At 69.8% G+C, this 20,521-nt stretch carries 18 protein-coding genes and 8 tRNA genes; 13 read left to right on the top strand and 13 right to left on the bottom strand.

Features of this window, described 5'->3' with window-relative positions; genetic code table 11:
- Nucleotides 1-41 precede the first annotated feature (41 nt).
- A complete protein-coding gene (locus HCA44_RS00820) occupies nt 42-2,330 on the top strand; it encodes a molybdopterin-dependent oxidoreductase (RefSeq protein WP_169646884.1) in 2,289 nt (762 codons plus the stop codon).
- Between the two features lie 131 nt (nt 2,331-2,461).
- Complete coding sequence (locus tag HCA44_RS00815) at nt 2,462-2,923, top strand: MaoC family dehydratase (protein WP_169646639.1); 462 nt, start codon at nt 2,462-2,464, stop codon at nt 2,921-2,923.
- Nucleotides 2,924-2,968: 45 nt separating this feature from the next.
- Here HCA44_RS00815 and msrB read toward each other — a convergent pair whose 3' ends face one another.
- The 4 genes from msrB to HCA44_RS00795 are packed head-to-tail and all read right to left on the bottom strand — an operon-like array spanning nt 2,969 to nt 7,115.
- The gene (gene msrB, locus HCA44_RS00810) at nt 2,969-3,400 is read right to left on the bottom strand and encodes a peptide-methionine (R)-S-oxide reductase MsrB (protein ID WP_169646638.1); all 432 of its coding nucleotides are present in this window, start codon (nt 3,398-3,400) and stop codon (nt 2,969-2,971) included.
- A 31-nt stretch (nt 3,401-3,431) separates the two neighbouring features.
- Nucleotides 3,432-4,727 (bottom strand): glycosyltransferase family 87 protein, encoded by a 1,296-nt coding sequence (locus tag HCA44_RS00805; RefSeq protein WP_346764504.1) that lies wholly within the window; start codon nt 4,725-4,727, stop codon nt 3,432-3,434.
- Nucleotides 4,728-4,762: 35 nt separating this feature from the next.
- Complete coding sequence (locus HCA44_RS00800) at nt 4,763-6,304, bottom strand: alpha/beta fold hydrolase (protein WP_169646637.1); 1,542 nt, start codon at nt 6,302-6,304, stop codon at nt 4,763-4,765.
- Nucleotides 6,305-6,308: 4 nt separating this feature from the next.
- Nucleotides 6,309-7,115: a pyrimidine reductase family protein gene (locus HCA44_RS00795; protein WP_206037484.1), complete on the bottom strand. Its 807-nt coding sequence runs from the start codon at nt 7,113-7,115 to the stop codon at nt 6,309-6,311.
- A gap of 44 nt (nt 7,116-7,159) precedes the next feature.
- Here HCA44_RS00795 and zapE point away from each other — a divergent pair, with 44 nt between their 5' ends.
- On the top strand, nt 7,160-8,176 hold the full coding sequence (gene zapE, locus HCA44_RS00790; RefSeq protein WP_169646635.1) for a cell division protein ZapE: 1,017 nt from the start codon (nt 7,160-7,162) through the stop codon (nt 8,174-8,176).
- A 6-nt stretch (nt 8,177-8,182) separates the two neighbouring features.
- Here zapE and HCA44_RS00785 read toward each other — a convergent pair whose 3' ends face one another.
- Nucleotides 8,183-8,728, bottom strand: coding sequence for a GNAT family N-acetyltransferase (locus HCA44_RS00785; RefSeq protein ID WP_169646634.1), 546 nt, complete (start codon nt 8,726-8,728; stop codon nt 8,183-8,185).
- Nucleotides 8,725-10,011 (bottom strand): MFS transporter, encoded by a 1,287-nt coding sequence (locus HCA44_RS00780; protein WP_169646633.1) that lies wholly within the window; start codon nt 10,009-10,011, stop codon nt 8,725-8,727. The genes HCA44_RS00785 and HCA44_RS00780 overlap by 4 nt, the downstream gene beginning before the upstream one ends.
- 293 nt (nt 10,012-10,304) lie before the next feature.
- Here HCA44_RS00780 and HCA44_RS00775 point away from each other — a divergent pair, with 293 nt between their 5' ends.
- Entirely contained in the window at nt 10,305-10,895 is a 591-nt protein-coding gene (locus tag HCA44_RS00775) for a 2-isopropylmalate synthase (protein WP_169646632.1), read from the top strand.
- A 108-nt stretch (nt 10,896-11,003) separates the two neighbouring features.
- Here the strand turns inward: HCA44_RS00775 and HCA44_RS00770 are convergent.
- From HCA44_RS00770 to HCA44_RS00740, 7 genes are all read right to left on the bottom strand, one after another.
- A tRNA-Val gene (locus HCA44_RS00770) sits at nt 11,004-11,078 on the bottom strand.
- Nucleotides 11,079-11,126: 48 nt separating this feature from the next.
- A tRNA-Gly gene (locus tag HCA44_RS00765) sits at nt 11,127-11,202 on the bottom strand.
- A gap of 42 nt (nt 11,203-11,244) precedes the next feature.
- Nucleotides 11,245-11,319 (bottom strand) — tRNA-Val (locus HCA44_RS00760).
- Nucleotides 11,320-11,367: 48 nt separating this feature from the next.
- Nucleotides 11,368-11,443, bottom strand: a tRNA-Gly gene (locus HCA44_RS00755).
- Between the two features lie 42 nt (nt 11,444-11,485).
- Nucleotides 11,486-11,560: transfer RNA gene (locus HCA44_RS00750), tRNA-Val, on the bottom strand.
- Nucleotide 11,561: 1 nt separating this feature from the next.
- Nucleotides 11,562-11,632: transfer RNA gene (locus HCA44_RS00745), tRNA-Cys, on the bottom strand.
- 24 nt (nt 11,633-11,656) lie between these two features.
- Nucleotides 11,657-11,729, bottom strand: a tRNA-Gly gene (locus HCA44_RS00740).
- Nucleotides 11,730-11,999: 270 nt separating this feature from the next.
- Here HCA44_RS00740 and HCA44_RS00735 point away from each other — a divergent pair.
- The 9 genes from HCA44_RS00735 to HCA44_RS00695 all read left to right on the top strand — a co-directional run bounded on the left by HCA44_RS00735 (nt 12,000) and on the right by HCA44_RS00695 (nt 20,327).
- Nucleotides 12,000-12,071 (top strand) — tRNA-Val (locus HCA44_RS00735).
- A gap of 173 nt (nt 12,072-12,244) precedes the next feature.
- Nucleotides 12,245-12,715, top strand: coding sequence for a TIGR02611 family protein (locus HCA44_RS00730; protein ID WP_169646631.1), 471 nt, complete (start codon nt 12,245-12,247; stop codon nt 12,713-12,715).
- A 183-nt stretch (nt 12,716-12,898) separates the two neighbouring features.
- The gene (locus HCA44_RS00725; RefSeq protein ID WP_169646630.1) at nt 12,899-13,651 is read left to right on the top strand and encodes a DUF742 domain-containing protein; all 753 of its coding nucleotides are present in this window, start codon (nt 12,899-12,901) and stop codon (nt 13,649-13,651) included.
- 125 nt (nt 13,652-13,776) lie between these two features.
- The gene (gene thrS / locus HCA44_RS00720; protein WP_169646629.1) at nt 13,777-15,840 is read left to right on the top strand and encodes a threonine--tRNA ligase; all 2,064 of its coding nucleotides are present in this window, start codon (nt 13,777-13,779) and stop codon (nt 15,838-15,840) included.
- 4 nt (nt 15,841-15,844) lie between these two features.
- Nucleotides 15,845-16,468 carry an HIT domain-containing protein gene (locus tag HCA44_RS00715; RefSeq protein ID WP_169646628.1) on the top strand — a complete coding sequence of 208 codons (624 nt, stop codon included), beginning with the start codon at nt 15,845-15,847 and terminating at the stop codon, nt 16,466-16,468.
- A 43-nt stretch (nt 16,469-16,511) separates the two neighbouring features.
- On the top strand, nt 16,512-17,225 hold the full coding sequence (gene pgsA / locus HCA44_RS00710; protein ID WP_169646627.1) for a phosphatidylinositol phosphate synthase: 714 nt from the start codon (nt 16,512-16,514) through the stop codon (nt 17,223-17,225).
- Nucleotides 17,222-18,187: a phosphatidylinositol mannoside acyltransferase gene (locus HCA44_RS00705; RefSeq protein WP_169646626.1), complete on the top strand. Its 966-nt coding sequence runs from the start codon at nt 17,222-17,224 to the stop codon at nt 18,185-18,187. The genes pgsA and HCA44_RS00705 overlap by 4 nt, the downstream gene beginning before the upstream one ends.
- On the top strand, nt 18,184-19,317 hold the full coding sequence (locus tag HCA44_RS00700) for a glycosyltransferase family 4 protein (RefSeq protein WP_169646625.1): 1,134 nt from the start codon (nt 18,184-18,186) through the stop codon (nt 19,315-19,317). Before HCA44_RS00705 ends, HCA44_RS00700 begins: the two co-directional genes overlap by 4 nt.
- Nucleotides 19,314-20,327 (top strand): NUDIX domain-containing protein, encoded by a 1,014-nt coding sequence (locus tag HCA44_RS00695; RefSeq protein WP_169646624.1) that lies wholly within the window; start codon nt 19,314-19,316, stop codon nt 20,325-20,327. Before HCA44_RS00700 ends, HCA44_RS00695 begins: the two co-directional genes overlap by 4 nt.
- Nucleotides 20,328-20,521: the final 194 nt, after the last annotated feature.

Below are 20,521 nucleotides of genomic sequence, written 5' to 3'. Positions count from 1 at the left end.
ACGCCGCGTCCGCCGGTGCCGCCGCGGCCGGTCGGCCGCACATGGCGCACTGGGGGATGTTCGACGCGGTGCCGGGGGACGGCGACGTCGTCGCCGTGCGCCCCTATCACGGCGACGCGGACCCGTCGCCCGTGCTCGGCAACATTCCCGGCTCCGTGCGGCACCGCTCGCGGGTCACCGGGCCGATGGTGCGCCGCGGCTGGCTCGAGCACGGCCCGGGCCCGTCGGACCGGCGCGGCGCCGACGAGTACGTGGCCGTCTCGTGGGACGAACTGACGACGCTGCTCGCCCGCGAGCTGCGCCGCGTGATCGACCGGCACGGCAACTCGGCGATCTACGGCGGCTCGTACGGGTGGGCGAGCGCAGGCCGATTCCACCACGCGCAGAGCCAGGTACACCGGTTCCTCAACACGCTCGGCGGCTACACGCGGTCGGTGCACAGCTATTCGCTCGGCGCGACGGGCGTCGTCATGCCGCATGTCGTCGGCACCCACTGGAAGCTGTTCGCGCGCGCGACGTCGTGGTCGAACATCGCCGAGAACACCGAACTTCTGGTGAGCTTCGGCGGCGTCCCGCTCAAGAACACCGGCACCAATCACGGTGGCACGAGCGACCATCCGACACGAGGCGCACTCGACGCCCTGCGCGGCCGCGGCGGCCGGATCGTGTCGCTCACGCCGCTGCGCGACGACGTGCACGGCGAACACCGCTGGCTCGCCCCGCTGCCCGGCACCGACGTCGCGCTCATGCTGGGCCTCGCCCACACCCTCGCGTCGGAAGGCTTGCACGACAAGGAGTTCCTGAGCACCTACTGTGTCGGCTACGACCGGTTCGAGGACTACCTGCTCGGCCGCGTCGACGGCGAACCGAAGTCGGCGCAGTGGGCGGCGCGCATCACCGGCGTCGATGCCGACGTCCTCGAGGCTCTCGCGCGCGAGATGGCCGCCCATCGCACGCTCGTGACGGTCACGTGGTCGTTGCAGCGCACCCGATTCGGCGAACAGGCCCCGTGGATGGGCCTCACACTCGCGGCGATGCTCGGTCAGATCGGCTTGCCCGGAGGCGGTTTCGGGCACGGCTACGGGTCGATGAACGAGCCCGGACTCGCGCCGGTGCCGTATCCGCTGCCGACCCTGCCGCAGGGCATCAACCCGACCAAGACGTTCATCCCGGTCGCCGCGATCTCGGACATGCTGCTGCATCCCGGCGAGGAGTTCGACTACGACGGCACACGCATGACCTACCCGGACATCCGACTCGTGTACTGGGCGGGCGGCAATCCGTTCCATCATCATCAGGATCTCGGGCGGCTGCGCCGTGCGCTCGCGCGTCCGGACACGATCGTCGTGCACGATCCGTACTGGACCCCGATGGCCAAGCATGCCGACATCGTGGTGCCGTCGACCACCTCGCTCGAGCGCGACGATCTCAGCTGCACGCGCAACGACCCGCTCCTGGTCGCGATGCACCGCGTCGCCCCGCGTCATGCCGACGCGCGCGACGACTACGACACCTTCGCCGCGGTGGCGTCGAAACTCGGTGTCGCCGAACGGTTCACCGAAGGGCGTACGTCGCACGACTGGCTCGAGCACCTGTACGACCAGTGGCGCGACTGGGTTCTGCGCGACGGGGGAGAGGCGCCCGAGTTCGACGAGTTCTGGGCCCGTGGGTCGGTGCGCATGCGCACCGAGGACGACCTGATCGCGTTCGGCGACTTCCGCGCCGACCCGGAGGCGCACCCACTCGCGACGCCCAGCGGCCGCTTCGAGCTGTTCTCGGCCGAGATCGACAGCTTCGGCTACGAGGACTGCGCGGGCCACGCGCGGTGGTACGAGCCCGACGAGTGGCTCGGCGGCCCGCGCGCGTCGCAGTTCCCCTTGCACCTGGTGGCGAACCAGCCGAAGACGCGCCTGCACAGTCAGCTCGACCACGGGGCGACGAGTCAGGCGTCGAAGGTCCACGGCCGCGAACCGATTCGGATCCATCCCGCCGATGCCGCCGCGCGCAACCTCGCCGACGGTGACGTCGTGCGGGTCTTCAACGACCGCGGTGCCTGTCTCGCGGGCGTGGTCGTCGACGACGCGGTGCGGCGTTCGGTGGTGCAACTGTCGACCGGAGCGTGGTACGACCCCCTGGACCCGGAAGACCCGGGTTCGCTGTGCGTGCACGGCAATCCGAACGTGTTGACCGCCGACGTCGGCAGCTCACGCCTCGCCCGCGGCTGCACCGGGCAGCACGCGCTCGTCGAGATCGAGAAGTGGGACGCGCCGCTGCCGCCGATCCGGGCCTACGACCCGCCGGTGGTCCGCGGTGACCACCCTCGTGCGTGAAAAGAGCGTACGGAGACTCGCAGAGTGCTCACGAGTGTGAGCTTTCGCCTTCGGGATTTGTGACAGCTCACTAAACTGGACGGGTCCTCAGCTCGATGGATCCGCGGATCCCCGGCCGGAAAGTGCAGCACGTGACAGCGACGGTCCCCGACCTCGAAGGCAAGACCTTCGGCACCTCCGAGCCGTATGTCGTCGAGCGCGCGAAGATCATCGAGTTCGCGACCGCGATCCACGCCGCTCATCCGTACCACTACGACGCCGATGCGGCGCGGGCGGCCGGCTACCGTGATGTCATCGCGCCGCCGACGTTCACGGCGGTCGTGCAGGCCGGGATCATCGAGCAGATGTTCGCCGAGATGGGCATCACGCCCGACCCGACGTCGCTGGTCGCCGTGCACACGTCCGAGACGATGACCGTCACCGAACCCGTCACCGCGGGCGACCGGCTGACGGCGCGTCTGGTGGTCGCGGAGATCACGCGGCGTGGGCCCGCGGCATTCCTCACACTGCGCTGCCACATCGTGGGCGCCGACGGCAACGAGCGCGTCGAGGTGGTGTCGACGGTGGTCGTGGGCCCGCCGCCGGAGGAGTGAGACTCCCGCTCGCTCGGCGCCCGGACAACTGGGGTGCCTGGACTACTACTGGGGCTCGAGTGTGAGGGAGATCGAGTTGATGCAGTACCGCTGATCGGTCGGTGTCGGATAGCCCTCGCCCTCGAACACGTGCCCCAGGTGGCTGTGGCACGTGCGGCACAGCACCTCGACGCGGCGCATGCCGAGCGAGTCGTCGGGCCGGAGGATCACCGCGTCGGAATCGGCGGGATCGTAGAACGACGGCCACCCGCAGTGCGACTCGAACTTCTCGGTGCTGCGGAACAGCTCGGCTCCGCACGCGCGGCACCGGTAGACGCCCTCGGTGGTGGTGTCGGTGTATTCGCCGGTGAACGGACGTTCGGTGCCCGCCTGCCGCAGTACCGCGTACTCGGCGGGGCTGAGGCGGCGGCGCCACTCGTCGTCGGTGTGTTCGATCTCGGGTGCCGACGTGTCGGGGTGTTCCTGCGCAGAACTCATGCGTCCACGCTAATACGCGCGCGGCCTTTCGTCAGGTGCGTGCGGATTCGCGGGCGGGCGGCTCGTCGACCGGAGGAGGTTCGGAGGCGGCACGCTCGGTAGGTACCAGGAACGACGGATCGATGCCCTGGTCCAGCCGGCCTTCCTTGCGGGCGACGAGATAGCGCGTCAACAGGACCCCGAAGATCACGACGATCAGCAGACTCCACCCGAAGGTGGTCTTGAGGTACTGCGCGGCGCGGCCGACTTCGACGAATCGCCCGGACAACCAGTTGTCGTAACTCATGAAGCCGTACACCGCGAGCCACGCCGGCCAGTTGCGCATCACCGAGTTCTTCAGCACGACGGTCATCAGCAGCGGGAACAGCAGCATCGAGTAGTACATCTGTCCGAGCGACATGAGCAGCCACGACGCCGTCAACAGCAGGCCCGTCGCCGTGGTGACGAAGAACAGCTCGTCGTGCCGGTAGTAGCGGTACAGCAGCCACAGCGACACCAGCACCAGGATGCCGAAGCCGATCCGCATCACCCAGATCAGCGGATCGGGCAGACCGTAGTAGAGGCCGTTGCCCGCGATCGAACTGTTGAAGTAGTCGCGCGACTCGCCGAGATAGGGGAGCGTGCGCCGAATGAAGTCGAGCGGATCGTTCGACAGCGGCCACGCGAGGGCGTTGAGCACGAGCGGGATGCCGAGTGCGGTGACGAAGACCTTCCACTGCCCACGCACGAGCGGCAACAGCAACAACGGCGCGAGCACGGGTTTGACCGCGAACGTGAGGCCGATCGCGGCACCCGACCAATAGTCGCGCCTGCGCAGCAACAGCATCAGGAATGCGACCTCGCCGAGCAGCACGAGACCGTTGATGTTGGTGAACACCAAAGTGTTGGTGACGGTTTCCGACGCGAACGTCGCGAACAGCAGGATGGGCGCGGCGATCGAGCGCACACTCAGGTCGAACAACTTGAGCAGCAGGTACAGCGCGATCAGGATCGCGGCCGCGTTGGCGAGGATGAACAGCCAGCGCGAACGTTCGGGATCGAGCACCGCGATCGGCGCCATCAGCAGCGTGCCCGACGGCGGATACAGATAGTGCGGATCGACCGATCCGAAATCGGCCGTGTACACGGGCTTGCGGTTGAGGAACGCGAGTGCCGCGTTGTAGACGGGCCGGAAGTCGTCGGTGATGTTCCCGTTGACGGCGAGCACGACGACGCGATGCAACATCGTCATGCCGGCTATCGGCCACATGACGAAGTTCACGACCTCGTGGACAGTGCGACCGGTGCGGGGCTCGACCTGGCGAAGGAACACTACGGCACGGTACACCGACAACCCCCGGGATCACCGCATCCGCCCTGCCGTCAGGCGGGGCACGCACCGCCGTCGGCGGGCAACGTGCCCTCGGCGACGTACGTGACGGTCGAGCGTTGGACGCACGACGAGAACAACGACGGGTGACCGCTGCCGTGCCATGTCGACGTCGACACCTGCGCGCCCGCTGCCGAGAGCAGCCCGGTGACCGACGACGTGCCGCCGTTGCCGACGAGCGGATCGGCGACACCGGCGAGGACGAGGACCGGCATCGGCAGCTCCGCCGGGACCGGCGGCGGCGCGGCGCTCGGCCACGCGTTGCACGCGAGCAGACCCAGGGCCGCGTCCGCGCCGAACACGGGATACAGGTCGTTCCATCCGCGCTCGAGGTCACGGACCCGGTCGGGCGACGGCCACTGCTGGCCGTCGCTGCACCGAGCGACCCACTGGCCGTCGGACGAGGTGGCCGATTCGGCGGCCGTCACCAGCCGCGTGAGCGGAACCGGGTCGCCCGCGGCGGCGGAAGCGATCGGACCGGCCAGCGTGTCGACGCGGCGCTTCGGGTCGGGTTCGGTGAGCGCGAAGGACACCGCCCGGACGACGGCACCCGCCGACAGGGGACCGAGTGCGCCGGTGCGGGCGCGGTCGACGACCTCGCGCACGGTGGCACGAGGATCGGGGCCCAGTGGGCAGCCGAGCGCGGTGCACTGGCCCGCGAAGGCGTCGAGCGCGCCTTCCTGGCCCTGCACGCGTTGCTCGGTCGCGGTGGCGGCGTCGGCGGCCGTCGGCGCCGGGCCGTCCAGTACCAGGCGGGCGAGCCGGTCCGGATGCTTCGCCGCGTAGGCGAGGGCGACGGTCGACCCGGCGCCCGAGCCGACGACGCCGAGGGTGTCGCTGTCCCACGCGCGCCGGAGCGCCTCGAGGTCGTCGGCCGCGTGTGCGGCGTCGAACGCGAGCTCCTGCGGTTGCAGATAGTCGGTGCACGCGATGGTCGCGTCGCGGCTCGCGGCGGTCATGTCGTCGACCGGATCGCCGCCGCGGGCGAACTGTTCGCGATCGACGAGTGCCCGCCGGTCGATCGGAGACAGACAATCGATCGACGACGACGCGCCGATGCCGCGCCTGTCGATCGCGACGAGCGGGTGCGCACCGAGGAGCTCGGTACCGCCGCCCGACACGAGGGACGCGAGCGCCGGGCCGGATGGCCGGTCGGCCCCCGACGTGTACACGAGCGGCGCCGCGTCGGGCGGCGTGTCCTGCGCCCGGGCACGCACCACACCGACCGTGAACGTGCCGGGAACCTGGCGCTCGCGGTCGATTTCGGCGGGGAGAGTCGCGCATTCGAACACGACGCCCGCCGGCGCCTGCCGACCGGCCGCGGTGGCCGTGCCCGCCGTGCAGTCGGTCCACCGGAGGTCGCTCTTCGGCGCGCTCAGCGGGGGAGGGCCCGCCGGTTCGGTACTGGTGGGAGCGCTCGGTGCGGGTCCCGCACCGGGTTCCTGCTCGACGGCGACGTGCGGGCGGGTGGACGGGCCCGCGCTGCACGCACAGCAGGTCGCGAGGACGGCGGCGATCAACCCCAGTCTGCGCATGGGGTCAGCCTGCCAGGTGTGCGTCCTCGGTGTCGGCACGGACCCACCGCGTCAGCACCGTGCCGTCGTCGTCGACGAGCATCGCGGCCGGGCGCATCGGGGTGCGCACCGACTCGGTCGACACCGCGATCCGTGCGCCTGCCCCGCCGACGAGCAGCGGGGACGTCGTGAGGCACAGTTCGTCGACGACGTTCTCGGCGATCATGGCGCCGAACAGACTCGGCCCGCCCTCGCACAGGATGCGGGTCATGCCGCGCCGGGCGAGATGGTCGACGAGTCGTGCACTGTCGACGACGCTGTCGCCGAGTACCACCACCTCGGCGCCCGCGGCTCGGAGGTCTGCCACGCGGACGGCGTCCGCCGCCGCCGTCGTGGCGACGATCGGCGGCGTCGAGGTGTCGGTCAGCAACCGTGACGCCGGATCGACCATCGCCTGCGACGACACCACGACGATCGGCGGTACCGGTGTCTGTCCGCGCGCGGTCCGCAATGCGCGCGCGGCGTCGCTCGTGCGGACACCTCCGTAGTTCTCGGTCCGTACCGTGCCCGCACCCACGACGACGGCGTCGGACAGCTGACGCAGCAGACCGAAGATCTTCTTGTCGGCCGGGGTGCCGAGGGCGCCGCTCGCCCCGTCGACCGCGATCGCGCCGTCGACGCTCGCGACGAAATTGACGCGCACCCACGGGCGGTCGACCGCGGGATACGCGTAGACGGCGCGCAACTCGTCGTCGGACAGGCCGCGCGGCGACGGCTCTGCGTCGTGCGGTGTTTCGGGGCTGTCAGGTGTGAGGTAGGTCGCATATGTCATTCGGAGCACGGAACAAATCACACCACGCCGATATTGTGGAAGTTATGCATTCACGTCTCGTCGATCGCAGTCCTGTGGTACCAGCCGATCAGCTGACGGCGCAGATGGTCCCGCCGGCCATGTTCGACGAGGTGAGCTTCGCGTCCTACATTCCGGACCCGAACGAACCGTCGCAGAAGGCCGCGGTCGAGACGGCCGAGAAGTTCGCCGAGAAGGTCGGCAAGATCCGCAGCGGTGGCAAGCGCGGCCTGTTCGGCAAGAAGACCCAGGCCACCGGCGCGGGTCTGTACCTCGACGGCGGGTTCGGTGTCGGCAAGACCCACCTGCTCGCGTCGATCTACCACAGCTCGCCGTCGCCCAAGGCGTTCGGCACGTTCGTCGAACTGACGCACGTCGTGGGGGCGCTCGGCTTCAACCAGGCGGTCGAGCAGCTCTCGCAGCACAGCGTGCTGTGTATCGACGAGTTCGAACTCGACGACCCGGGCGACACGATGCTCGTCTCGCGCCTGCTCAGCGAGCTGTCCGCGCGCGGCGTGTCCATCGTCGCGACGTCGAACACCCTGCCCGGCCAGCTCGGCGAGGGCCGCTTCGCGGCCCAGGACTTCCTGCGCGAGATCAAGAAGCTCGGCTCGATCTTCGAGACGATCCGCGTCGACGGCCCCGACTACCGTCACCGCGACCTGCCGCCTGCCCCGGACCCGGTCTCGTCGGACGAACTCGTCGCGCTCGCCGAGGCGACGCCCGGATCCACGCTCGACAGCTTCGACGAGCTGTGCACGCATCTGAGCACGCTGCACCCCTCGCGGTACAAGCTGCTCGTCGACGACGTCTCGGCCGTGTACCTCGACGGCGTGCACGCGGCGCCCGACCAGTCGGTCGCGTTGCGGCTCGTCGTGCTCGCCGACCGTTTGTACGACGCGAGCATTCCCGTCACGGTGTCGGGCGAGAAGCTCGATCAGATCTTCACGGCCGAAATGCTGGCGGGCGGCTACCGCAAGAAGTACCTGCGCGCGACGTCCCGTCTGCTGGCGCTGTCGCGTTTCGAGGTCGCCGCGGGCTGACGGCCGTCAGCGCACGGCGCCACGCAGGTCGCGTTCGAGGACGAAGTCGGCGTGCACCTGGCTGCCGACACGGAACGTCTTCGTCCCCACGCGGGCGAATCCGTGCTTCGCGTAGAACCGTTGCGCGCGCACGTTCTGCTGGTTGACGCCGAGCCACAGGGCGTCCCGGCCGGCGGCGCGGGCACGCTCGACGACCGCGGCCATCAGCGTGGTGGCGATGCCCGTGCCGTGCCCGCCGGGTAACACGTAGAACTTGCTCACCTCGGTGGTGGGTCGAAGCGTCGCCGCGCGGGCGACGTCGGGATCGGCGGGCTCCCCGTCCACGAGCATCGCGTATCCGAGAATCACGTCGTTCTCGGTCACCTTGAGTACCGTGCGCGTCGGGTCGGTGAGGTACTCGGCGAAACGCTCCGACGACAGCACGGATTCGACGAACGCAGACACGTCGTCGGCGGTGGTGCCGGGCGGGCATGCGAGCGGAAAGGTGGCTGCCGCGACGTCCGCGATCGCTTCCGAATCCCAGATGCCCGCCGCGTCGACCTCGATCGTCACCGTCGTTCTCCTCCGTCCGGGCCCGCGTCGGTGCCCTCGACGAAGGATATTCCTTGCGTCGGATCGGCTGCGGGCCCCGTTCGGCTGCGACGCGGCGCTGCGAACGCGGACGCCAGGACCGTGAGCGCGGCGACGAACCCCACGGCGACGGCGAAACCGATCCGCAATCCCGCGCCTGCGGCGACGCTGCCGATGATCGCGGCGCCGCACAGCGTGCCGACGTAGTTGAAGATGTTCACGCGCGCGATCACCGAGTCGAGACGGCCGGCGGGCGCGAGCCGGCCCACGATCCCGAAGCACAGCGGCGCGACGACCGGAAGACCGAGACCGGTGACGAGGAAACCGGTGATCGCGACGGCAGGCGACGGTGCGGTGGCGACCAGCAGCAGTCCGATCACGCCGACGACGGTCGCCGCGCGCACGACGGCGAGTTCGCCGATACGTGCGACCGCGCGGTCGCCGCACCCCCGGGCGACGAGCGCGGCGCACTGGTACGCCGCGAGGCCGAGCGCTGCGGTACCGCCGTCGGAGTGGAGCACATTGGTGAGAAACAGTGCCGACCAGTTCCCGATCCCGAAATCGACCGCGTAGAACAGGGCGAGGGCCACGCCGAGCGCGATCAGCGCTCGCCGCACTTCCGGCGGGAAAGCACCTGTGCCGGAGTCGGTCCCGCGGCGCGTCGCCCGCGACGGGTCGCGGGGCAACAGCCGCGGCGCCGCCCATGCCAGGCCGGCGGCGACGACCAGCGCCGCGCCCATCTGGATCGTCACGAACGGTGCATCCAGTGCGTTGGTTGCGGCGACGAAGAGCGCGCCCACGATCGAGCCGACGCTCCAGACCGCGTGGAACGACGACAGGATGAAGCGGCCGTACTCGTGTTGGATCGCCACCGCTTGCATGTTGGCCGCCGCGTCGACGATCCCGAGGCCGAGGCCGTACGCGGCGAGCACCACGAGCACCGCCGTCGCGCCGGGGCTCGCGGCCACACCGACGGCGGTGATCGCGATGAGGGCGAGTCCGAGGCGCAGCGTCCCGGCACTGCCCACGCGGCGTGCGAGCGCTTCGGCGAGGACGCTGCCAGTGCCCGCGACGACCGACAGCGTCACGACAGAGACGACGATCAGGGTGTCGCTCAGTCCGAAACGCTCCTGATACTGCGGCAACTGGGTGAGTACCACGGCGAGCAGGAATCCCTGCAAGCCGAAGGCCACGGCGGCGGACCGTCGTGCGGTGCGCGGGACGGTAGGCCGCCGGGCACGTGACGGAGGGGATGGTCGCGTCACGCGCTCTCCTGTCGCCGGCTCCTACCGCATCACGATCTGGGGACGAGTCTTCGCTGCCGTGCGGGCTTTCGCACGCCAGGAGTGTGGTGTGCGAGGAACATCCGGTTTCGCCCGGACAACGATGCGGCGCGGATCGTGCTTGCGGGTCAGCGGCCGCGTAGCTAAGCTGACCGACCATGACGCGCATTCTCGTAGTTCGCCGCCGTAGCGGGGTCTGATTCGGACCGACCCCCCGCTGCGGGTCGTCGAGCTGCGTGTTGGTCCTCCGTTTCGGATCAGGAAGACCAACTCCCATGAATGCCACTTCTTCGAACATCACTCGTTCCTCCGCCACCGATTTCTCCGCTGCGCTCGACTCCTCGACTGCTCAGGGCCCTCGCCAGTGCTGCGGTGCGGCCCGTCGACCAGGCACGGCGTCCGGGCGTGAAGCCGACTCGTTCACATCGCGTTTCGGCATCGAACTGCCGCGCGGTATGCGCTCGGAGAACATCGGGGGAGACTGGGCGGAGTTCTGCAACCGCTTCGCGGCGCCGGGTTTCGTGCGGATCGCCGACTGGCAGTCGCGCGCACGCGGCGCGGGCCGCAGCGAGTACTCGGCGACCCTCGCATTCGGTGGCACCCGCCGCACCGTGAGCGCGACGGCCTTCGGCCCGCTCGCCGCCCTGACCTCGATGCTGTACGACGCGGGATCGGCGATCGAGATCCTCGAGTTCCACCGCTACGAGACGACCGACGGCTTCGTCACCTTCCTGTTCTGCGACATGGACGGCCGCCGGGGCTGGTCGATGGGCCTCGCGGGCAGCGGGGAACTCTCGGCTGCACGCGCCTTGATCTCCGCGGTGAACCGCCTGCGTCCCGGTCGGGATCTCGCCGCCGCCGCGTGAGCGCCCACTGTGCGCGAAAAAGGCGTGCCTGGACTCGCAAAGTGCTCACGAGGGGTGGTGGATGAACGAAGTCGGCCCCGGCATGAACTGCCGGGGCCGACCTGTAGGTGGTGCGCGATACTGGGATTGAACCAGTGACCTCTTCCGTGTCAGGGAAGCGCTCTCCCGCTGAGCTAATCGCGCGGGACCGCCGGCCGGTTCCGGGTGGGGAACCGGCCGGCGGCGGTGAAATGGAGCGGATGACGGGATTCGAACCCGCGACCCTCACCTTGGCAAGGTGATGCGCTACCAGCTGCGCTACATCCGCATGTGCCCGCATCGAATGATGCAGGCGGTCGTGCCTCGATCATGGTGCGCGATACTGGGATTGAACCAGTGACCTCTTCCGTGTCAGGGAAGCGCTCTCCCGCTGAGCTAATCGCGCGGGACCGCCGGCCGGTTCCGGGGGGGGAACCGGCCGGCGGCGGTGAAATGGAGCGGATGACGGGATTCGACCCCGCGACCCTCACCTTGGCAAGGTGATGCGCTACCAGCTGCGCTACATCCGCATGTGCCCGCATCGAATGATGCAGGCGGTCGTGCCTCGATCATGGTGCGCGATACTGGGATTGAACCAGTGACCTCTTCCGTGTCAGGGAAGCGCTCTCCCGCTGAGCTAATCGCGCGAGGTGGAGACGGGAATCGAACCCGTGTGCACGGCTTTGCAGGCCGTTGCCTCACCACTCGGCCACTCCACCGTGAAGGTTGAGCCCAACCTCTCGAGCGGATGACGGGATTCGAACCCGCGACCCTCACCTTGGCAAGGTGATGCGCTACCAGCTGCGCTACATCCGCACTGCACCGCGAAAGCGGGAGTAGGTACTCCCTGGTGCGGTTGTGAACATTAGCCGACCAACCGAGACAACCACAAATCACCTGTTCAGCGAGGCGGAACGGGCCGAGCAGCTCGGCGAGGCGCCCGCCGCGTGCCCGATCCGAGTCTGCTGTGCGCGGCTCGCTGCCGGCGATCGTGGTGCCCCCTGGAGACTCGACGAGGCGATTTCCGGTCCCGGCGAAGTCCGTGTTAGTGTTCCAACTCGTTCGGGCGCGAGCACATCGCGCTCCGGTCCCGTGGCTCAGTGGAAGAGCGTCCCGTTCACACCGGGGAGGTCGCTGGTTCGATCCCAGCCGGGACCACCGATGACAGGCCGGATCCTCACGGATCCGGCCTTTTCGTCGTTTCGGGCACGCCGCTCGTCTTCGGCGCCGCGCCGATCCGAGGTGGTGCGGTGAACGGCGCGCGGACGTGGCGTGCCGGTCGTCCTCGGTATCCTCGACACGACACGAACGCGCGGATCCGGAGGTGACTGATGAGCGGCGGCGAGACCGACACCGCGCACACTCCCGACGACGACACCGACACGCCGTCACCGTCGAAGGTGCGCCGGGCGGCCCAGGCGTGGATGCGCAAGCGCGAGTCGCTCGCGGCGCATCGCTCTCTCGATCTCAGCTACCGCATCGTGATCGGCGTGCTGGGCAGCGCCGTGCTTGCGCTCGGCATCGTCGCGATTCCGTATCCCGGACCCGGTTGGCTCATCGTGTTCGCGGGTCTCGGGATCCTTGCGTCCGAGTTCGGATGGGCGCACCGCCTGCTCGGCTTCGTGCGCGGTCGATACGACCGATTCATGGGGTGGTTCGCGCAGCAGTCCTTCATGGTGCGCGGCGCGGGCGCATTGGCTACGGGAGCCGTCGTCGTGCTGACTCTCTGGGTGCTCGGTACGTTCGGCCTGGTGGGTTCGTGGGTTGGTGTGGACTACACCTGGCTCGACAGCCCCCTGTGAGCGTGATTCCGTGAGCGCAGCGAGTCGTGGCGTACGTCACGGTCGGCGTGGCTGCGTGGGGTTCGTCGTCCCGTGATGACACGATGCGCGGACGCGTGCGGAGTCGAGTGCGCTGCGCGACCGCTCGGGTGAGACGGGTCGGCGGAAAACTGTCGTTGTGTGAGGGAGAGGAGTGCGGCGCGAATGTCCGATGTCTATCAGGGGTCGGACGAGCGGGAGCCGGACGAGCGGGTGCCCTCGCACGAGGCGGCAGGCGACTGGCCTGCCGTCGGCGCCACGGGGGCGCGGTTCGGCTCGGCGGGTCGTCGCGAGAAGAGGGAACGGTCGTGGCGTGCAGCCGCGCGCGCCGCGGTCCGGCGCACGGCGGCCGTTGTGTCGGGTGGGTCCGTGCAGGACGACGCCGCGGCGCGGACCGGCGCCCGCACACCGGGATCGGCCCCGGTCGCGGCGCCGCCGAGTCCGGACGCGTCCGTGCAGAAAGCGGACGTGCAGGTGGCCGAGCCGGCATGGACCGGCCCGATCCCGACCGAGCCCGCCCCGACCGAGCCGGCCCCGGCCGAGCCGGCCCCGACCGAGCCCGTCCCTGCCACCGAGTCCAAGCCTGCCGAGTCGTTCTCCCTGGTGCGCCCCTTCGTGCGCAGTGGGGGACGCACGGATTCGGACATCGACCTGCAACTCGAGACGCTCGTGTCGGTGAGTGGCACGCTCGACGACCGCGACTCGCTCGACGAGTACCGGCGTGTGCTCGAGGCATGTGATCGGCCGCGCTCGATCGCCGAGATCGCGTCCCTCACGCAGTTGCCGATCGGGGTCGCGCGCGTCCTGGTGGGCGACCTGGCGGGCGCGGGCACCCTGGTCGTCCACCGTTCCGCAGGTAAGGACGGCCCCGACACCGTGCTCATCCAGCGGGTACTCGACGGTATCCGGCGTCTGTGACGACGCCCTCGGGGTAGCCGCCCGCGGCGCAGGCGTGGACGAGGTGCACGATTTCGTGTGCCTGTGCTGCCGATAGCATGGACGACACATCCACAACATTCGTCTTCGATCGAGGAGAACGCGCCGTGACCACGCCTGCACCCGACACCCTTGCCACCCACGTCCGGGTTGCAGCAGGGACGACCGCGGGCAGCGCGGTACGGGAGGCCGGTTTCCCGACGAAGGGCCCGCAGACGATCGTCGTCGTCCGCGACGCCGAGGGCGCACTGCGCGACCTGTCGTGGACGCCGGACACCGACGTCGACGTCGAGCCGGTCGCGGCCGACACCGAGGACGGTCGCAGCGTCATCCGACACTCGGCGGCGCACGTCCTCGCGCAGGCGGTGCAGCAGGAGTTCCCGGACGCGAAGCTGGGCATCGGCCCGCCGATCACGAACGGCTTCTACTACGACTTCCAGGTCGACCGGCCGTTCACCCCCGAGGACCTCGCCAAGCTCGAGAAGCGCATGAAGCAGATCGTCAAGGGCGCGCAGCGGTTTTCGCGCCGCGTCGTCGACTCGGTCGAGGACGCGCGCGTCGAGCTCGCGAACGAGCCGTTCAAGCTCGAGCTCATCGACGACAAGTCGGGCATCGACGATCCTGAGGTCATGGAGGTGGGCGGCAAGGAGCTCACGATCTACGACAACCTCGACCCCCGCACGGGCGAGCGGGTGTGGGGCGATCTGTGCCGGGGTCCGCACATCCCGACCACCAAGTTCATCCCGGCGTTCAAGCTCACCCGCAGCTCGGCCGCGTACTGGCGCGGCGATCAGAACAACGCCGACCTGCAGCGCATCTACGGCACCGCGTGGGAGTCGAAGGACGCGCAGGACGAGTACCTCGAGCTGCTCGCCGAGGCCGAGCGTCGCGACCACCGCAAGCTCGGTGTCGAACTGGACCTGTTCAGCTTCCCCGACGAGCTCGGCTCGGGCCTGCCGGTGTTCCACCCCAAGGGCGGCATCATCCGCACCGAGATGGAGAACTATTCGCGGGCGCGGCACATCGAGGCCGGCTACGAGTTCGTCAACACGCCGCACATCACCAAGGGACATCTCTACGAGGTGTCGGGGCATCTCGACTGGTATCGCGACGGGATGTTCCCGGCGATGCACGTCGACGAGGAGCTCGCCGAGGACGGCACGGTGCGCAAGCCCGGCCAGGACTACTTCCTCAAGCCGATGAACTGCCCGATGCACAATCTGATCTTCCGTGCCCGTGGCCGGTCCTACCGCGAGTTGCCGCTGCGCCTGTTCGAGTTCGGCAGTGTCTACCGCTACGAGAAGTCCGGCGTGGTGCACGGGCTGACGCGGGTGCGCGGCATGACGCAGGACGACGCGCACATCTACACGACGCGCGAGGACATGCGCGCCGAGCTGACCCGCCTGCTCGAGTTCGTGCTCGAACTGCTGAAGGACTACGGGCTCGACGACTTCTACCTCGAGCTGTCGACGAAGAATCCCGACAAGTTCGTCGGCGACGACGCGACGTGGGAGGAAGCGACGGCGACGCTCGCGGAGGTTGCCGAGGCGTCCGGTCTCACGCTGGTACCCGATCCGGGCGGCGCCGCGTTCTACGGCCCCAAGATCTCGGTCCAGGTCAAGGATGCGCTCGGGCGGAACTGGCAGATGTCGACGATTCAGCTCGACTTCAACCAGCCCGAGCGGTTCGAGCTCGAGTACACCGCGAGCGACGGCACGAAGAAGCGTCCGGTCATGATCCACCGCGCGCTGTTCGGTTCCCTCGAGCGGTTCTTCGGCGTCCTCACCGAGCACTACGCGGGCGCGTTCCCGGCATGGCTCGCGCCCGTGCAGGTCGTCGGGATCCCGGTCGCCGAGGCGTTCGAGGACCACCTCTTCACGGTCACCGCGAAGCTGAAGGCGGCGGGCGTGCGGGCCGAGGTCGACGTGAGCGACGACCGCATGCAGAAGAAGATCCGCAACCACACCACGCAGAAGGTGCCGTTCATGCTGCTCGCCGGCGAGCGGGATGCCGAGGCGGGCGCGGTCAGCTTCCGGTTCCGCGACGGCACCCAGGTCAACGGTGTACCGGTCGACGAGGCGGTGCGGGTGATCGTCGAGTGGATCGAGCGGCGCGAGAATGCTTCTCCCACAGCCGAACTGTTGCAGCCGCACGTCGAGCCGGGGGAGTGAGCCGATGAGTGCGCACGACGGAGCGGACACCGCGACGGGCGGCATCGTCGACCGCGGCATCGGTGCGGGTGACGGCGACCGGTTGCAGCGGATCTGGTCGCCGCACCGGATGTCCTACATCACCGAGGTGCCCAAGCCCGAGGGCGGCACGGGCGAGCCGTTCAGCGACATCCCGAAGATGAACGACGAGGACGGTCTCGTCGTCGCGCGCGGCGAGCACGTGTACGCGGTGCTCAACCTGTACCCGTACAACCCGGGCCATCTGATGGTGGTGCCGTACCGCAAGGTCGCGAACCTCGAGGACCTCACCCCGGGCGAGAGCGGTGAACTCATGGCGTTCACGCAGCACGCGCTGCGCGTCGTGAAGTCAGTGTCGCACCCGGACGCGTTCAACGTGGGTCTCAACCTCGGTTCGGCGGCGGGTGGGTCGCTCGCCGAGCACCTGCACCAGCACGTCGTGCCGCGCTGGCAGGGTGACGCCAACTTCATCACCGTCCTCGGCGGCACGAAGGTCATGCCGCAGTTGTTGCGCGACACGTGGCGACTGCTGTCGACCGCGTGGACGGAAGTCTCGGGTGCGCCGGCCGGCGGTGTTCGGGCGCGCGACGCGGACGCGAGCACCGAGTGAGGCGCGGTCCGGGCGCCGTGTGCGGCGACACGGGGGGCGCGGGGTGCTGAGTTTCTTCGGGCGCGCGTCGGTGTCCAAGGTGACCGCGCCGCTGGGTCGGGCGCTGGTCAAGACGGGGCTGACGCCGGACGCCGTCACCGTGATCGGCACCGTCGCGTCGGTCGCCGGTGCGGTCACGCTGTTCCCCAGCGGGCACCTGTTCTGGGGCACGATGTGGATCTGGCTGTTCGTCATGTTCGACATGCTCGACGGCGCGATGGCGCGGGCGCGGGGTGGCGGCACCAAGTACGGGGCGGTGCTCGACGCGACGTGTGACCGGGTCGCCGACGGCGCGATCTTCGCGGGTCTCGCGTGGTGGGCCGTGTACCACGAGGACAGCAAGCTGCTGCTCGTGGCGACGCTCGTGTGTCTCGTCACCTCGCAGGTGATCTCGTACGCCAAGGCCCGTGCCGAAGCGAGCGGCCTTTCGGCCGACGGCGGATGGATCGAGCGGCCGGACCGGCTGATCATCGTGCTCGTCGGAGCCGGATTCACGGGTCTCGGCGTCGACTGGGCGATCCACGTCGCGATGTGGATCCTCGCGGTCGGCAGCATCGTGACGGTCTTCCAGCGGGTCGTCGCGGTGCGCCGCGCGCCGGGCGCGCGGGAGTTGTTGCCGATGACGGCCGCCGCACCCGAGCCAGACTCGGAGCGGCCGGAAGACGACGGACCGCAGGACGGTGGACCGGACGAGGGAAGCGGGGAGACCGGGCGATGAGTGCGTTGACCGACCGTGCGACCGATCTCGGGTACGCGGCCGGCTGGCGGGTCGTCCGGGCGCTGCCCGAGCAGCTCGCGGTGTCCCTGTTCGATCGGGGCGCCGACCTGGCGGTGCGCGGCGGCGGACCCGAGCAGCTGCGCAAGAACCTCGCGCGGGTGCTCGGCACCACCCCCGCGGACGTGCCCGACGAGTTGATCCGCGACTCGGTGCGCTCGTACGCGCGGTACTGGCGCGAAGCCTTCCGGCTGCCGTCGATGGATCTCGTGGCCACCGCACGCGCTCTCGACGACCGCATCGAGGGCAAACATCACCTCGAGAAAGCGATGGCGGAGGGCCGCGGGGCGATTCTCGCGCTGCCGCACAGCGGCAACTGGGACATGGCGGGCGTGTGGTGCGCCCAGCGGTGGGGCGGGTTCACCACCGTCGCCGAGAGGCTGAAGCCCGAGTCGCTCTACCAGCGGTTCGTCCGTTACCGCGAAAGCCTCGGCTTCGAGATCTTCCCGCTCTCCGGCGGCGAGGCGCCGCCGTTCCCGCAGCTCGCCGACCGGCTGCGCGCCGGGCGCATCGTGTGCCTGCTCGGCGAACGCGATCTGGCGCGCAAGGGCGTGCCCGTCACCTTCTTCGGTGAACCGACCCGGATGCCCGCGGGGCCCGCGAAACTTGCCGTCGACACCGGTGCGGCCCTGCTGCCCGTGCACTGCTGGTTCACCGACGACGGCTGGGGATTCTCGGTCGACGCTCCCGTCGACGTCGCGCACGGCGTGGACGTCGCGACGCAGGCACTCGCCGACCGATTCGCCACGAACATCGCTGCGCACCCGCAGGATTGGCACATGCTGCAACCGTTGTGGCTTTCGGACCTCTCCGACGCGCGGCTCGAACGCATGGGAGAGTCGCGCCGCGGCGAACAGGGGACCGGCGAACAGGGGACCGGCGAGCAGCGAGCAGGTGAGCGATGAGGATCGGGATGATCTGCCCGTACTCGCTCGACGTGCCGGGAGGAGTGCAGGCCCATGTCGTCGACCTCGCACGCGTGCTGATCGAACGCGGTCACCACGTGAGCGTTCTCGCACCCGCCTCCGAGGACACCCTGCTCCCCGAGTTCGTCGTGTCCGCGGGCCGCGCCGTCCCGATCCCGTACAACGGGTCGGTCGCGCGACTGAGCTTCACGCCCGCCGCGAGCAACCGCGTGCGCCGCTGGATCTCGTCGGGCGATTTCGACGTCCTGCACATCCACGAACCGAACGCACCGAGCCTGTCGATGCTCGCGTTGCGCCTCGCCGACGGCCCGATCGTCGCGACCTTCCACACGTCGACCACGAAGTCGCTCGTGCTCAGCACGTTCCAGAACGTGCTGCAGCCGTATCTCGAGAAGATCAGCGGACGCATCGCGGTATCCGAACTCGCGCGCCGCTGGCAGGTCGAATCGCTCGGCTCCGACGCCGTCGAGATCCCCAACGGCGTCGACGTGCCGTCCTTCGCCGACGCGCCGCCGCTGCCGGGATATCCCCGCGCGGGCGGCACCATCGCGTTCCTCGGCCGCTACGACGAGCCACGCAAGGGGATGGCGGTACTGCTGCGGGCGCTGCCGGAGCTCGTGCGACGCCATCCGGACCTCGAGGTGCTCGTGATCGGCCGCGGCGACGAGGACCGGCTGTTGCGCGAGGCGGGCAGCCTGCGCGGACACCTGCGACTGCTCGGCCAGGTGACCGACCGGGAGAAGGCGTCGGCGCTGCGCAGCGCCGACGTGTACTGCGCGCCGAACCTGGGCGGGGAGAGCTTCGGCATCGTGCTCGTCGAGGCGATGGCCGCGCACACCTGCGTCGTCGCCAGCGAGCTCGACGCCTTTCGCCGGGTGCTGCGCGACGGCAAGGCGGGTGCGCTCGTCCCGGTCGGCGACGCCGCCGCGCTCGCAGCCGCACTCGATCGGGTGCTGTCCGACGCCCAGTGGCGCGGTGAGCTCGAGGCGGGCGCACAGGCGGTCGTCGGCGAGTACGACTGGCCGGTCGTCGCCGAGCAGATCCTGCGCGTGTACGAGACCGTCACCGTCGGCGGCCGCGCGGTACGCATCCGCGAGGTGCGCACGTGACCCTGTCCGCGCTCACGATCCTCGTCCTGTCGCTGGTCGCGGCGGTCGTGCTCGCGGTCGGTCTGTGGGCGTACGGCACCGCGAACCGCCTCGACCGCCTGCACGTGCGTTCGGATCTGTCGTGGCAGTCGCTCGACTCGGCGCTCGCGCGGCGGGCGGCGGTGGTCCGTGCGCTCGCCGCGACCCTCCCGGCACACGACGGCAAACCCCTCGCGACCCTCGCCGACACCGCAGAGCGTGCGGACCGCGTCGATCGCGAACGCGCCGAGAACGCCCTGTCGGCGGCGTTGTCCGGGGTCGACGTCGAACGATTGCGTCCTCAGCTCGTCGCCGAGCTCGCGGATGCGGAAGCGCGCGTGCTGATCGCGCGACGCTTCCACAACGACGCGGTCCGCGACACCCTCGCGCTGCGCACCCGCCGCCTCGTCCGATGGCTGCATCTCGGCGGCACGGCGCCGCTGCCCACCTACTTCGAGATAGCCGAGCGCACCGCGCCCACCACCGCATCGACCCCGGATGTGACGCGCACGTCGGCGCGCGTCGTCGTGCTCGACACGGACGACCGGGTGTTGCTGCTGCGTGGTGCCGACCCGGCAGGTGCGAGCCCACCGTTCTGGTTCACCGTCGGCGGTGCGGTGGAGAAGGGCGAGAGCCTGCGCGAGGCCGCGGTGCGCGAGATCGCCGAGGAGACCGGGCAGGTCGTGGCCGCGCGGGATCTCGCCGGGCCGATGTGGCGTCGTGTCGCGGTGTTCTCGTGGAACGGCACGCTGATCCGGTCGGAGGAACTGTTCTTCGCGCTGCGCACCGCGGGCTTCGAGCCGAGTGCGGACGGCTACACCGAGGTCGAGAAGAGCGCGATCAGCGACGTGCGCTGGTGCGACGCCGAGACCATGCGTGCGTTCGCCGCGGCAGGCGAGACCGTGTACCCGCGCGACCTCGCCGACTGTCTGGACGAGGCTGTCGCGGTCGCGGACGGCACGCGCACGCCCGAGGTGCGCCCGGTCGCATGAGTGTGCGCGCTCGGGTCGGTCGCCTCGGGTGCGGACCGGTCCAGTCCGGCACGTGCGGACTGGTTACGGCTCGCTCGGCGCGGTCGGCCTAGAATCGGACGTGCGGCGTGTACGTGCACGGTCACGTCCGCACCTCGATCCCGCGGGGCCCGCATCCCGTCCAGCGGGGTCACGAACCCCGTACGACATCCCAT

It is taken from the genome of Rhodococcus sp. HNM0569, assembly GCF_012726205.1.
Lineage (GTDB): Bacteria > Actinomycetota > Actinomycetes > Mycobacteriales > Mycobacteriaceae > Rhodococcus_F.
The sequence above is the reverse complement of the archived record's forward strand: the minus strand, read 5'-3'. Positions and strand labels throughout refer to the sequence as shown.

Bases quoted from the DNA above. Each gene is read 5' to 3' on its own strand.
- HCA44_RS00820 (WP_169646884.1), top strand. From the start codon at position 42: ATGGCGCACTGGGGGATGTTCGACGCGGTGCCGGGGGACGGCGACGTC.
- msrB (WP_169646638.1), bottom strand. From the start codon at position 3,400: ATGAGTTCTGCGCAGGAACACCCCGACACGTCGGCACCCGAGATCGAA.
- HCA44_RS00800 (WP_169646637.1), bottom strand. From the start codon at position 6,304: ATGCGCAGACTGGGGTTGATCGCCGCCGTCCTCGCGACCTGCTGTGCG.
- HCA44_RS00795 (WP_206037484.1), bottom strand. From the start codon at position 7,115: ATGACATATGCGACCTACCTCACACCTGACAGCCCCGAAACACCGCAC.
- zapE (WP_169646635.1), top strand. From the start codon at position 7,160: ATGCATTCACGTCTCGTCGATCGCAGTCCTGTGGTACCAGCCGATCAG.
- HCA44_RS00775 (WP_169646632.1), top strand. From the start codon at position 10,305: ATGAATGCCACTTCTTCGAACATCACTCGTTCCTCCGCCACCGATTTC.
- HCA44_RS00730 (WP_169646631.1), top strand. From the start codon at position 12,245: ATGAGCGGCGGCGAGACCGACACCGCGCACACTCCCGACGACGACACC.
- HCA44_RS00725 (WP_169646630.1), top strand. From the start codon at position 12,899: ATGTCCGATGTCTATCAGGGGTCGGACGAGCGGGAGCCGGACGAGCGG.
- HCA44_RS00715 (WP_169646628.1), top strand. From the start codon at position 15,845: ATGAGTGCGCACGACGGAGCGGACACCGCGACGGGCGGCATCGTCGAC.
- HCA44_RS00705 (WP_169646626.1), top strand. From the start codon at position 17,222: ATGAGTGCGTTGACCGACCGTGCGACCGATCTCGGGTACGCGGCCGGC.
- HCA44_RS00700 (WP_169646625.1), top strand. From the start codon at position 18,184: ATGAGGATCGGGATGATCTGCCCGTACTCGCTCGACGTGCCGGGAGGA.